The organism is Halochromatium roseum (genome assembly GCF_016653315.1).
Lineage (GTDB): Bacteria > Pseudomonadota > Gammaproteobacteria > Chromatiales > Chromatiaceae > Lamprobacter > Lamprobacter roseus.
Genome location: NZ_NHSH01000072.1, coordinates 135196 through 148579 on the forward strand (window position 1 = coordinate 135196; position 13384 = coordinate 148579).

Below are 13384 nucleotides of genomic sequence, written 5' to 3' on the forward strand. Positions count from 1 at the left end.
CCCGCATCGGCAACCGGTTGATCCACCCACCACGGCCATGATTGTCACCGACCCATCCCCTGCATCGCTCGCCGACGCCACAGCGCAGATTCGAGATCTAAAGCAGCGCTTGGTCGAGGCCGAGGCGGTGCTCGACGCGATCCGCGCCGGCGAGATCGATGCCCTGCTCATCGCCGGCCATCAAGGCAGCCGGGTGCTCGAGCTGCAAGGCGCCGAGCACGACTATCGGCTGATGGTCGAAGAGATGGGCGAAGGGGCCATGACGCTGACCGCTACCGGCCACATCTACTTTGCCAACCGACGCATGGCGGCCATGCTCGACCTTCCGCGTGAGGCTCTCACTGGCACCGCCCTGAGCGAGCTGATCAGCGCGACGGATTGCCCAGCCTACCAAACCTGGCTGGATACCCAATCACCGCGCCCTCAACAGCGCCTGGAGCTGCGGCTGATCCGTCAAGGCGGCGCTCTGATTCCCTGCCACCTCTCGCTGACTGAACTACCGTTGGCGCAGAAGCAGGGTGCCTTCTGCGTGGTCGCCACCGACCTGACCGAACAGAAACATGCCGAAGCCGCCGTGCGACAGAGCGAGCATCAGCTCAAGACCATTGTCGAGCACCTCCCCGTCGGGGTCTGGTTTCTAGACCAACGCGGCAAGATCACTTACGGTAATTCGGTGGCACTCCAGATCTGGAGCGGCACACAATGCATTGGGCTCAAGCATTTCCGCCACTGCAAGGCCTGCTCAAGCACACGCGGTCGCGCGGTTGCTCCCCAGAATTGCTCAGCATCACGCGCCATCCTCCGCGGCGAGACAGCCCTAAATAAAGAGATCGACATCGAGTGTATCGACGGCAAAGTAAAGACCATCCTGACCTCGGCCGTCCCGATCCAGGATCACGATGGCGGCATCGTCGGTGCGGTGATCCTGAATCAGGACATTTCCGCTCGTAAAGTCGCGGAAAACCAGATCAAGCAGCTCGCGTTCTTCGATGTCCTAACCCACCTGCCCAACCGACGTCTACTGCTCGACCGGCTCGATCACGCACTGGCCACGATCCGCCGCGACGGCCATCATGGCGCGCTACTGTTCATTGATCTCGACCACTTCAAAGACCTCAACGACAGCCTCGGCCACGATATGGGCGACCACCTCCTGCAGCAGGTCGCCGAGCGTCTGGTTCAAAACGTGCGGGCACGCGACACCGTCGCCCGCCTCGGCGGTGACGAGTTCGTTGTCGTCTTGGAAGGCCTGAGCGATGAGCCCGATCAAGCCGCGCAGCAGACCCGCACCGTCGCCGAAAAGGTGCAGCAGGCACTCACCAAGCCCTATCAGCTCGGGGAGAACCCTCATCATGTGAGCCCAAGCATCGGCGCCACCCTGATCGAGCCCGCCGACGCGAGCGTCGACGAGTTGCTCAAGCGCGCGGACTTGGCGATGTACCAAGCCAAAGACGCCGGCCGCAACACCTTTCGCTTCTTTGACCCGCAGACACAGATCGCGCTCGAGGAGCGTACCGAGCTCGAGGCGCATCTACGCATGGGCTTACTGACCCGGCAGTTCGTTCTGCACTACCAGGCCCAAGTCGACAGCGCCGGGGCCTTGATTGGCGCCGAAGCCCTAGTGCGTTGGACACATCCCGAGCGCGGGCTGTTGGGTCCAGATGTCTTCATCCATCTCGCCGAGGAGTCCGGACTGATCCTGCCGCTCGGTGAATGGGTGCTGCACGCAGCCTGCTCGCAGCTGGCCGCCTGGGCAGCCGAGGCTTGCAGCGCACAACGCTCACTCGCCATCAACATCAGCGCACGTCAGTTTCGCGACCCAGGCTTCGTCGCCATGGTGCGCTCCGCCGTCCTCGCATATGACATTGATCCGAGCCTGCTCGAGCTTGAACTCACCGAGAGTCTGTTACTCGAGGATATCGAAGACACGATCACCAAGATGATGGCACTGCGCACACTTGGACTGCGGTTTGCGCTCGACGATTTTGGTACCGGCTACTCGTCACTCTCCTATCTCAAACGGCTGCCGCTCGATGCGCTGAAGATCGACCGCTCCTTCGTCGACGACGTTACCAACGACCCCAATGCCGCTGCGATCGTGCGCGCCATCCTCGCCCTCGCGCCGCAGCTCGGACTCTCAGTCATCGCCGAGGGCGTCGAGACACAGGCCCAACGACGCTTCCTCACTCACAATGGCTGCCATGCCTTCCAAGGCTATTTGTTTGGCCGCCCCGGGCCACCCGCGGCCCTGTCGAGCTACAGCACTGCCTGCAGCCCGAGTCATCCGGCGACCTGAGCCGCGACCAAGACAGTGCCCAAGACGCCGACGCTGTCAAGCTCGAGCAGGGTCAAGCCGGGTCTTCCTTCTCTTGACGTTCCAATCACTTGCCCCAGGTCAACTCTCCCGTGTGGCAGTGATGCTCCCGGTCGACCATACTCATAATTCGGGATGCGGGGACCAGCCCTTTTATGGTAAGCGCTCAGTGGGGGCTGCCGCTTGTCCCAAGCGTTTGGCCGCGGAGACATGAGGCTTGTCTGTGTGCTTCGCGCACAGTGCGACCATGATCATGGCATAGACGGCGGTAGTTAGCGCGTCGATCTGTTGACCTAGAGAGTAGATAGGTGCAGTTCGATCCGGTCTGAGTGCTTGCCATGTTCGGCAAGGATGCCGCGGATTGCTCGCAGGTGCTCGAGCACCAGATTCTCGATGTTCTCGGCCATGCTCAGGGCCACGAGGTTAGGCGGTCTTGCGTTGCTTCGGGTGTAGCCTGGTGACTGCGCCCGATGGTGCCAGTCCCGCCGCGCCGATGATGAACCAGCGCACAGCCGGGAGTCTACGTTGATCGCCTCGCGCTTTCTGCCTCGGCAACACTTGCAGACGCTGTTCGACCAGCTCGACGCGCTTGGCTATCGTTGCATCGGCCCGCAGGTGCGCGACGGCGCCATCGTCTATGACAGGCTCGGCGACCTAACTGCACTGCCGATCGGCATCGGTGCTCATCAGACACCAGGCCGCTACCGTCTGGAGCATCAGGATCACCAGCGCTGCTTTGCCTGGGCCAATGGCCCCCAAGCACTCAAGCCGCTGCTGTTCGCGCCCCACGAGACGCTCTGGCGCACCGAGCGCGATGACGCCGGCCGGCTCGCCTTCACCCGCGAGCTACAGCCAGCGCAGCGACAGGCCGTCATCGGCGTGCGCGCCTGCGACCTTGCCGCACTCGCGCTCCAAGACGCCCACTTCGCCGACGCGCGCGCTGATCCCAGCTATAGCCGCCGACGCCACGACCTACTGCTGGTGGGCGTGGAGTGCGGACAGCCCGCCGACACCTGCTTCTGCGCCTCCACCGGCGAAGGACCGGCGATCAGTACCGGCACCGACTTAACGCTGACCGAGCTGGATGCCGGCTTCCTGGTGCGTGCAGGCACTGAGGTCGGCAGCGCACTGTGCGATGCCCTACCGCTGCGCGCACCCAGTGACGGAGAGCTAGCCCAGGCAGAGGCCGAGATCGAACAGGCTCGCTTGAGCCAACACCGCAGCCTGCCTGGGCGCAACCTACGCGAGTCGCTATTCGCGAATCTGGATCACCCGCGGTGGGACGAGGTCGCCACCCGCTGCCTGGCCTGCGGCAACTGCGTCGCCGTCTGCCCCACCTGTTTCTGCTCCACCGAGCGCGAGCAGCCGTCCATCGACGGCAGCGGCAGCACCCGCGTGCGGCTCTGGGACAGCTGCTTCTCCGCCGAGCACAGCTACGTGCACGGGCGTCTGCTGCGGCCCGACACCCGCACCCGTTACCGCCAATGGCTCACCCACAAGCTCGGCGGCTGGCATGACCAATACGGCCGCTCTGGCTGTGTCGGCTGCGGGCGCTGCATCGCCTGGTGCCCAGTCGGCATCGACCTCACCGCCGAGGCCAACGCCATCTGTTCCGATGCCAGCGAGTCCGCTCAGGAGGCGCCATGAGCACCGCCGCCGCCATGGGGCCACCCTGGATGGGGCCACCCTGGGAAGCCGAGGTCCTTGCCCGTGATCAAGAGACCCGAGGCCTGTGCACCCTCCATCTGCGCCTCACCGATGCGAACGCGCGAGCCGCGTACCGCTTCCTGCCCGGTCAGTTCAACATGCTCTATGTGCCGGCGGTTGGCGGTGTGCCGATCTCCATTGCCTCAGACCCCGCACAGCCACAGCGATTGGCACACACGATCAGCGCCGTCGGTCGTGTCACCCGGGTGTTGGCGACGCTCGGCACGGGCGATCGCATCGGCCTGCGTGGACCCTATGGCCGCGGCTGGCCCTTGGAGAAGGCAGAGGGGCAAGACCTGGTGGTGGTCACCGGCGGCCTCGGCTGTGCGCCGGTGGTGGCGGCCATCGACTACGCCCTCGCTCGCCGCACAGACTTCGGCCAGTTGGTCATCCTACAAGGCGTCAAGCACGCGGCCGATATGTTCTGGCGCGCGCGTTACGACGCCTGGGCCGAGCTGCCGAACACCGAGGTACGGCTCGCCGCCGACCAGCCTGACCACCACTGGCAGGACCATGTCGGCCTGGTGACCGACCTGCTCGATGAGGTTCCGTTGCGCCCGCAGGCGAGCATCGCCCTGATCTGTGGCCCCGAGCCCATGATGCTCGCCGCCGCCAAGCGGCTAGTGGCGCTAGGCATCAGCGACGACCGTATCTGGCTGAGCCTGGAGCGCGGCTTTCAATGCGGCGTCGGCCATTGCGGGCATTGCCAGCTCGGACCCTACTTCCTGTGCCGCGACGGCCCCGTCTTCCCCTGGTCAGAGATCAGCTGGCTGGTGGGCCGCAAGGGCTTCTGACCAAGGCCGGAGCAGAGCGCGCATGACCAGCCCCCCAAAATCCCCACTTCAGCCTGTCGACAGCCTGGACCGCCGGCCGCGGCTCGCCGTGCACAAGCTTTCCTCTTGCGACGGCTGCCAGCTGGCGTTGCTGAACGCCGGGGCGTCCCTGCTGAGGCTGGCCGAGCGCTTCGACATCGTCCACTTCGCCGAGGCCGGCATCATCGACGTCGACGCCGAGGCCGATATCGCGCTGGTCGAGGGCAGTGTCTCGACCGCCGAGGAGGCCGAGCGCATCCAGACCATCCGCGCCCGCAGCCGCTGGCTGATGCCCATCGGCGCCTGCGCCACCGCCGGCGGCCCGCAGGCGCTCAAAAACCTGGCCAACGCCGAGGCCTGGATCGCATCCAGCTATCCCGAGCCGCAGCACATCGACGCCCGGCCCACCGCCGATGCGGTGGCCGCGCACGTGCACGTGGAGCTGGAGCTGCCGGGCTGTCCGGTGAGCACGCCGCAGGTGCTTGCCGCGCTCGCCAGCCTACTCGCCGGCGCCACCCCGCTTGCCGAGCAGGACAAGATCTGTCTGGACTGCAAACGCCGCGGCCAGGTGTGCGTGCTGGTGACTCAGGATGCTCCCTGCCTCGGCCCGATCACCGTCACCGGCTGCGGCGCGCTCTGCCCCAGCCTCGGCCGCGCCTGCTACGGCTGCTACGGACCGGCGGAGAACCCCGAAGTCGCCACGCTGGCGCAGCGTTTCGCAGAGCTGGGTCTGGATGCCGAGGCCGTCAAACGGCGCTTCCTGTTCCAGCAGAGCGGCGCCGCGCCCTTCCAGCAACTGCTGCGCGAATGGCATCCGAAGCCGCGGGCCGGATCAGCAACGGCCAGCGTCGATCAGGGCAGCAGCATGACCAGTGAGGATCGTGATCACAGCATGATCAGCGCCAGCGGGGAGGATGAGGATGACTGAGTCGTCCAGCCGCCGCATCGAGGTGCCCATCCTAGCCCGCGTCGAGGGCGAAGGCGGTCTCGAGGTCAGCATCCGCGACGATCGGATCGCGCATCTAGCGCTGCGCATCTTCGAGCCACCGCGACTCTTCGAGCAGTTCCTGGTTGGCCATCACTATAGCGAGATCCCTGATCTGGTGGCGCGCATCTGCGGCATCTGCCCGGTGGCCTATCAGATGAGCGGGGTCAGTGCTATCGAGCGGCTGTTCGCCGCGGATGCGGCGACTGATCAGAACAGCCACCAACACAGCCAGCCAAACACTGGGCTGGCAGCCTGGGTCCGACGCATGCGCCGCCTGTTCTACTGCGGCGAATGGATTCAGAGCCACGCCTTGCACATCCATCTGCTCGCGGCGCCGGACTTCCTCGGCTTCGACAGCGCCATCGCCATGGCCGCTCGCCATGGCGACGAGCTGCGTCGCGGCCTGGCACTGCAGGCCTTCGGCAATCGCATCATCGCGCTCCTCGGCGCCCGCTCGGTGCACCCTGTGGGTGCCCGGGTCGGCGGCTTCTGGCGCCGGCCGGCACTGTCCGAGATCGCTACGGTGAAGGCCGAGGCCGAGCGCGCCCTGCCGGCGGCCGAGGCGCTGCTGCGCTGGACCGCGGCGCTTCCGCTGCCGCAACAGCCGCAGCACTTCAACTGCGTCTCGCTGCGCCATCCGCTGGAGTACCCGATGATGGCAGAGCGCATCGTCGCCGAGTCCGGGCTCGACATCTCAGTGGACGACTTCGAAGCGCACTTCAGCGAGCATCAGGTGCCCCACTCCACCGCGCTGCACGGGCTGCTGGAAGGCGAACCCTATCTGGTCGGCCCGCTCGCGCGCGTCAACCTGAACCAGGACCGGCTGCACCCGCACGTGCAGGCCCTGCTCGCCGAGCTGGGCGTTGAGTTCCCGAGCCACGACATGGCGCAGAGCGTCATCGCCCGCGCGGTCGAGATCCTGCAGGCAGTGCTGGAGGCGGCCGAGATCCTGGCTAACGTTGCCCCGCAGACCCCGGCCTATGCCGAGCTGGCGCCTCGTGCTGGGATCGCCCGCGGCGCCAGCGAGGCGCCGCGCGGGCTACTCTGGCATCGCTACGATCTGGACGCTGATGGCCGCATCCAGCAGGCTCGCATCGTGCCACCCACCAGCCAGAACCAAGCGCGGATCGAGGCGGACCTGGCACAAACCCTTACCCGCATCGGTCTGAACGCAGATGCCGACCGACTGCGGCAGGCGGGCGAGCAGGTGATCCGCAACTACGACCCCTGTATATCATGCGCGACCCATTTCCTGCGCTTGACCCTGAACCGGTGATCGTTATCGGTCTCGGCTCGCCCTGGGGCGATGACCGGGTCGGCTGGTGCCTGGCCGATGCCCTCGCCGAGCGCCTGAGTCCGCACCAAGCTCAGGTCCTGAAGCTCGACCGACCTGGTCCTGCTCTGCTGGCGCACATCGCCGGCCAGCAGTACGTCATCTTGGTGGACGCTGCGGTCACCAATACCGGCATGAATAGCCGCATCGGCGCCGTGCAGCATCTGTCGCTCGATGAGCTAGCAATAATGAGCGTAGCGACAAGGAGCGCGGGCATCAGCTCCAGCCACGGTTTCGGGCTCGCCGACACACTCGCCCTAGGCCGCAGTCTGTGCATGCTGCCGCTGGCACTGGATATCTACATCGTCAGCATCGATGCGGTGCAGACCCGGCAGACCGGCCTTGAGCTGACGCCAGCGGTAGCAACCGCCGTGGGCTCACTCGCTGACGCCATCTCCGGGATGGTCGGTCGAGTCAATCTTGATTGACGCTGCGCGTGGTGGAGCGGTTTCTCTCACGGTGTCGGCTCCTTGAGCATTGGCAAATTGGATTCCTGCGATGGCAGGCTTGCCGCAACCTACTGAGAAGTCACACAGCATCGACATAAGTATATGTTAAATATAAAATTAACTTACCCACAGATCGCTTCGGTAGTGACCATTTCCCCTGCTTGCGCTCATGGCCGTTCTGTGTCATCCGCGATGGCCGGAGCGCAATGATCATGCTGCTAGCACTTGTTGCGATTGTTGGTGGTCTCGGGGTCCTGGTGTGGAGTGCCGAGCGTTTTATCGAGGGTGCCGCGGGAACCGCGGTACAGGTCGGGATGCCGCCCCTAGTCATCGGAATGGTCATCGTCGGCTTTGGCACCTCAGCGCCGGAGATGGTGGTCTCGGCCTTTGCCGCGCTGGATGGCAGTCCGAACCTTGCACTCGGTAATGCGATTGGCTCGAATATCGCCAATATTGGGCTGATCCTGGGTCTAACGGCATTGATTGCACCAATTCCTGTGCACTCGATGATTATTCGCCGCGAGCTCCCCCTGTTGCTCGTGATCAGCGCAGTCCTTGGCCTGCTGCTTTGGGGCGGCAGCCTGACGCGAATCGAGTCGATGCTATTGCTGATCGGGTTTGTGGCCCTCATCGGCTGGACGCTGTTCAGCGCGCGCCATGTCCGCGGTGACACCCTCGCGACCGCGGTCAGCCAAGACCTGGCTGAACATCCGATGCCGTTAAGACCGGCGCTGTTTTGGCTCGTGGTGGGTCTAGCCCTGTTGGTCGCCAGCTCGCGGGTGTTGGTTTGGGGTTCGGTGACCGTTGCCCAGACGCTTGGTGTCAGCGATCTGGTCATTGGCTTGACGATCGTTGCGATCGGAACCTCACTGCCAGAGTTGGCGGCCTCGTTGATCGCCGCGCGCAAAGGTGAGCACGACATCGCGATCGGCAACATCGTCGGATCGAACCTGTTCAACCTGCTCGCAGTGATCGGCATCGCGGGCAGTATCACGCCAATTTCGGCGATTCCACCAGAGGTGATGTTGCGCGACTGGCCCATGATGATGGCGGGCACGATCGCACTCTTCGTGATGGGCTATGGATTTCGTGGCCAGGGTCGGATCAATCGGCTCGAGGGTAGTATTCTGCTCGCGACCTTTATCGCCTACAGCGTCTATTTGGTGCTGAGCGCCGTCCCGGCCTAAGGTTCATGGCGCGGCAACAACTGCTCACTCAGTATCGCATCGTGACTGTGCCTGCCGGTCGGCTGTTCGGGTCAGGCTTGAGCGTCGCTCACAGCCCCAGCTCACGCCAACGCCGCTCAAGGCGCTTGACCGAGACCGGATAGGCGGTACCAAGCTGCTGGGCGAAGAGTGAGACGCGCAGCTCTTCGAGCATCCAGCGGATCTCGTCGAGGCGCTCGTCTTGACGCTCGGCGTCGGCGGCCGCGACGACTCGCTCGCGCCAGCGCTCGAGTAGCGGCGCCAGCTCCTGCATCCGGTCGCGGTCGCGGGTGGCGGCTTGCGGCAGCTTTTCGGCGCGTTGCTCGAGCGCGCGCAGATAGCGCGGATAGTCTTGCAGGTGCGCAAATGGGATCTGGACCAGGAAGCCACGGTAGACCAGGCTGTCTAGATGCGCGCGCATGTCGAGCACCGAGGGCATCCATTGCATCTGGGTGATGCCATCAAGACGCTTGCGCAAGACCTGATAGGTGCCAAGGAGATTGGCGGCTAAGCCGCAGACCTCCTGCGCGACCGGGAACAGACGCGGCTTGTTGGTCTTCAGACGCTGCTCGAAGCTGGCCTGCTCGCGGATCGGCGGCTGACCTTCGGTAAAGGTCAGGTCAAGGATCAAGGCCAGCAGCTCATCGGCGAGATCAGGACCGGCCGCGGTTGGCTCGGTTTGGGGCGCCTTGGCATATTGCAGACGCAGGCGACTGAGGCCACCGGCGGTGTCGCAGAGACCACGGCGCAATGTGCGCAGATCGGCGCCGAGGGCGAGCATGAACAGCCGCCGCAGTCCGCTGCGCATCGCCTCGGCGGCGCTGTGCTCAGCATCCAGCACTCGAATCGCAACCGCGCCACCTTGATCCACCAGGGCCGGCCAGCCGCGTAGCTTGATACCCGCGCGGTCGAGATCGACCGACTCCGGCAGCGTGCCAAAGTCCCAGCGGGTGATGCCATCGCGCTCGATCGCATGCCCCCAGGTCGCTGCAGGGTTGGCCGAGCCCAAGGCGGTGGCTCCCGATGCGGCCATGGCGGCCCGCTGCCCTCGCACCATCGCGCTTGCCGGTGTATGCCCTTGAGGCGGATTGGCTTCACGCCCCTTACCGCTGGGCGTCCTTGCTCCATGCGCAGCACCTTTAGTCCGTTGGCCTCTTTGCGCGCCAGAGCGGAGTGCACGGCCTCCTGGCTCAGGTCCTCCAGACAGCTCAGGTCCAGACGCTGACGCAAACGGCCCTGCCAGCCCGCGCTGACCCTCCCCCAAGGCCCCCTCACCAAAGGCCCCCTCAGCCAGTCGGCGCTTGAGCCGCAGCAGATCGTCGTCAAATGCCAGGGTGCGCCCTTCCAGATCGACCAGCCGCAGCTTCATCCGCAGATAGGGCGGCAGCGCGGCCTCGTCCCAGGCATCCTCCGGCACCTGCACGCCGGTCAGGGCCTTCAGCGCCTCACCCAAGGCGCGCACCAGAGGCCGATCCGAGGGCGTCAGCCGCGCTGCCACCCGGGCCGCGGTATCTGGTATCGGCACGAACGAGCGCCGCAGCGTCTTCGGCAGCCCGCGCAGCATCGCGGTGATGCGCTCTTCCAGCAGCCCCGGCACCAGCCATTGCAGGCGCTCGGAGGAGACCTGGTTGATCAACATCGCCGGCAGCACCAGGGTCAGACCATCGGCCTCATGGCCAGGCTCGAAACGGTATTCGAGCGGCAGCTCGGTGGCACCGACCTGTAACCGATCCGGAAACTGCTCGCCGGTGATAGCGCGCGCATCCTGCTGCATCACCTGCTCTAGGTCCATGTGCAGCAGCTTTGGCTGTTTCTGGGTCGCCTTGCGCAGCCAGCGCTCAAACTGGGGCTTGGAATAGATGCCAGAGGGGACACGCTGCTGATAGAAGGTATAGAGGCCCTCCTCGTCGACCAGGATATCGCGCCGGCGCGACTTGGCCTCGAGCTGATGCATGTACTCGATCAGCTCCTGATTGTGACGCCAAAACGGCGCGCGGGTCTCGAAATCGCCCTCGACCAGCGCCGAGCGCAGGAAGACCTCGCGCGCCTCGGCCGGGTTGATCGGCCCGTAGTTGACGCGCCGCCGGCTGAACAGAGTGATGCCGTAGAGGGTGACGGTCTCGAAGGCGGCGACCTGACCGGCGCGCGACTGCCAGTGCGGCTCCGACCAGCTGCGCTTGACCAGATGCTGGCCGGCGGCCTCGACCCAGGCCGGCTGCACGCGCGCGCAGGTGCGGCCATATTGGCGCGTGGTCTCGACCCGCTCGGCGCAGATGATCCACTTTGGCGTCGCCGCAAACAGCGTCGAGCCGGGGTGGATGTAGAAGCGGCCGCCGCGCGCGCCTTGGTATTCGCGCTGCTCGTCCTTGCGGCCGATGTTGCTGAGCAGACCAGTGAGCAAGGCGCGATGGACCTCCTCGTAGGTGCCCTCGGCTTGAGGCTTGACCGGGCGATGCCTCGGAGGGTGGTTGTCCGCGTGCTTGCTCTGATGCTCGCCTGTGGTCTTGCCCGCATGCTTGCCTGCGGTCTCCGCATGCTTATCTGAGGTCTCCGCATGTTTGCCTGCGATCTCCGCATCTTTGCCTGCGATCTCCGCATCTTTGCTGGCGGCCTGCATATGCTTGCCGGAGGCCTGTGCACGCTTGCCGGCGACCTGTGCATGTTTCTCGGCCTGTTTGCCCAGGCCCTGCTCCCTGTTCTCGCGATAGCCAAGCTCGGCCATCAGCTCATGCAGCTGGATCTGGGTGTCGTGCCATTCCTGCACCCGATTCCAGGACAGGAAGTGCTGCTTGCACAGGCGCTGGAACTTGCGCCGGGTCAGATGCCGGCGCTCCTTCTCCAGGAACTCCCAGAGATTGAGGAAACCGAGAAAGTCCGAGTCGGGATGGCGGAAGGTGGCGTGGATCTCGTCGGCGGCTTGCTGCTGGTCGATGGGCCGCTCGCGCGGGTCCTGCACCGCCAGTGCGGCGGCGATGATGCTCAGCTCACGCAGGCAATGGTGCTCGGCACCGGCGAGCAGCATGCGGCCGATACGAGGGTCCACCGGCAGCCGTGCGAGCTGCTTGCCGATCGGCGTCAGGTCGCCCTTAGCATCGATCGCGGCCAGTTCTTCCAAGGCCCGATAGCCATCCGAGATCAGCTTGGAATCGGGCGGATCGACGAACGGAAAACGCTCGATCTCGCCGAAGCCGAGCTGCTTCATCTGCAGGATGACCGCAGCCAGATTGGAGCGACGGATCTCGGGCTCGGTGTGTTCGGCGCGGACGGCGAAGTTATCCTCGTCGTAGAGGCGAATGCAGACGCCGGAGGCGATGCGCCCACAGCGACCCTTGCGCTGATCGGCCGAGGCCTGGGAGATGCGCTCCACCGGCAGGCGCTGCACCTTGCTGCGATGGCTATAGCGGCTGATGCGGGCGAAGCCGGGGTCGATCACATAGTGGATACCGGGCACCGTCAGCGAGGTCTCGGCGACGTTGGTGGCCAACACCACGCGCCGCGTGCCATGCGGCTGAAACACCCGCGCCTGCTCGGCCGGCCCTTGGCGCGCGTAGAGCGGCAAGACCTCAGTCGAGGGTGGATGCTGCTTGCGCAGCGTCTCGGCGGTCTCGCGGATCTCGCGCTCGCCAGAGAGGAACACCAGCACATCGCCCGGCCCCTCGCGGGCGAGCTCAGCAACGGCGTCCGAGATGGCCTGCTGCATCGCATCGTCACGCTCACCGGCGTGCTCCTCCTCGGGAGGGCGGTAGCGGACCTCGACCGGATAGGTGCGCCCGGAGATCTCGATGATCGGCGCGGCGGCAGCGCCAGCAGCAGCGCCAAAGTGGTTAGCAAAGCGCTGCGGGTCGATGGTGGCCGAGGTGATGATCAGCTTCAGATCGGGCCGCTTTGGCAGCAGCTGCTTCAGATAGCCGAGCAAGAAGTCGATATTGAGGCTGCGCTCATGGGCCTCATCGATGATCAGGGTGTCGTATTCGTTCAGATAACGATCGCGCTGGATCTCGGCGAGCAGGATGCCGTCGGTCATCAGCTTCACCGAGGTCTCTGGGCGCACCCGGTCGTGGAAGCGGACCTTGTAGCCAACCGTGCTACCAAGCTCGGTGCCCAGCTCGGCAGCGATGCGGCTGGACAGGCTGCGCGCGGCGATGCGGCGTGGCTGGGTGTGGCCGATGCGTCCGAACAGGCCGCGGCCCAGTGCGAGACAGAGCTTCGGCAGCTGGGTCGACTTACCAGAGCCGGTCTCGCCGCAGAGCACGATGACCTGATGCTGCTCGATCAGCTTGGCGATCTCGTCGCGGCGCTCACTGACCGGTAGCTCGGGTGGAAACGGGATCTGGCTCGGGATCGCGGCTCGACGGGCGTCGACGATCGCGCGCGACTGGTCGATCGCGTGCGCAAGATCACGCCAGTGGTCATGGTCTTGTGTCGATTCGGCATCTGGCTGAACCGCGGTGGCCGACACTGACAGCCGTTTCAGCGTACGCTTGAGCCGACGGCGATCCTTGAAGAGGCATTGGGCAATGGCGGCCAGCGTATCTTGGCGGCGGGTAGACAAGGCAATCTCTTACAATCTTAGACA

General features: G+C 65.2%; 8 protein-coding genes. 7 read left to right on the forward strand and 1 reads right to left on the reverse strand.

Features of this window, described 5'->3' with window-relative positions; all coding sequences use genetic code 11:
• Positions 1-37: 37 nt before the first annotated feature.
• The 7 genes from CCR96_RS20265 to CCR96_RS20295 all read left to right on the forward strand — a co-directional run bounded on the left by CCR96_RS20265 (position 38) and on the right by CCR96_RS20295 (position 8790).
• Complete coding sequence (locus tag CCR96_RS20265; protein WP_201222855.1) at positions 38-2296, forward strand: putative bifunctional diguanylate cyclase/phosphodiesterase; 2259 nt, start codon at positions 38-40, stop codon at positions 2294-2296.
• 543 nt (positions 2297-2839) lie between these two features.
• Positions 2840-3961: a 4Fe-4S dicluster domain-containing protein gene (locus CCR96_RS20270; RefSeq protein ID WP_242519241.1), complete on the forward strand. Its 1122-nt coding sequence runs from the start codon at positions 2840-2842 to the stop codon at positions 3959-3961.
• A complete protein-coding gene (locus CCR96_RS20275; protein ID WP_242519242.1) occupies positions 3958-4815 on the forward strand; it encodes an FAD/NAD(P)-binding protein in 858 nt (285 codons plus the stop codon). Before CCR96_RS20270 ends, CCR96_RS20275 begins: the two co-directional genes overlap by 4 nt.
• Positions 4816-4837: 22 nt before the next feature.
• The gene (locus tag CCR96_RS20280) at positions 4838-5761 is read left to right on the forward strand and encodes an NADH-quinone oxidoreductase subunit B family protein (RefSeq protein ID WP_201222857.1); all 924 of its coding nucleotides are present in this window, start codon (positions 4838-4840) and stop codon (positions 5759-5761) included.
• Complete coding sequence (locus CCR96_RS20285; protein WP_201222859.1) at positions 5754-7097, forward strand: Ni/Fe hydrogenase subunit alpha; 1344 nt, start codon at positions 5754-5756, stop codon at positions 7095-7097. The genes CCR96_RS20280 and CCR96_RS20285 overlap by 8 nt, the downstream gene beginning before the upstream one ends.
• Positions 7058-7582, forward strand: coding sequence for a hydrogenase maturation protease (locus tag CCR96_RS20290; RefSeq protein WP_201222861.1), 525 nt, complete (start codon positions 7058-7060; stop codon positions 7580-7582). Before CCR96_RS20285 ends, CCR96_RS20290 begins: the two co-directional genes overlap by 40 nt.
• A gap of 233 nt (positions 7583-7815) precedes the next feature.
• A complete protein-coding gene (locus CCR96_RS20295) occupies positions 7816-8790 on the forward strand; it encodes a calcium/sodium antiporter (protein ID WP_201222869.1) in 975 nt (324 codons plus the stop codon).
• Positions 8791-8878: 88 nt separating this feature from the next.
• Here CCR96_RS20295 and hrpA read toward each other — a convergent pair whose 3' ends face one another.
• Positions 8879-13360, reverse strand: coding sequence for an ATP-dependent RNA helicase HrpA (gene hrpA / locus CCR96_RS20300; protein WP_201222877.1), 4482 nt, complete (start codon positions 13358-13360; stop codon positions 8879-8881).
• Between the last annotated feature and the right edge of the window lie 24 nt (positions 13361-13384).

Coding starts and splice junctions, on each gene's coding strand:
- CCR96_RS20265 (WP_201222855.1), top strand. CDS start 38: ATGATTGTCACCGACCCATCCCCTGCATCGCTCGCCGACGCCACAGCG.
- CCR96_RS20275 (WP_242519242.1), top strand. CDS start 3,958: ATGAGCACCGCCGCCGCCATGGGGCCACCCTGGATGGGGCCACCCTGG.
- CCR96_RS20280 (WP_201222857.1), top strand. CDS start 4,838: ATGACCAGCCCCCCAAAATCCCCACTTCAGCCTGTCGACAGCCTGGAC.
- CCR96_RS20285 (WP_201222859.1), top strand. CDS start 5,754: ATGACTGAGTCGTCCAGCCGCCGCATCGAGGTGCCCATCCTAGCCCGC.
- CCR96_RS20290 (WP_201222861.1), top strand. CDS start 7,058: ATGCGCGACCCATTTCCTGCGCTTGACCCTGAACCGGTGATCGTTATC.
- CCR96_RS20295 (WP_201222869.1), top strand. CDS start 7,816: ATGCTGCTAGCACTTGTTGCGATTGTTGGTGGTCTCGGGGTCCTGGTG.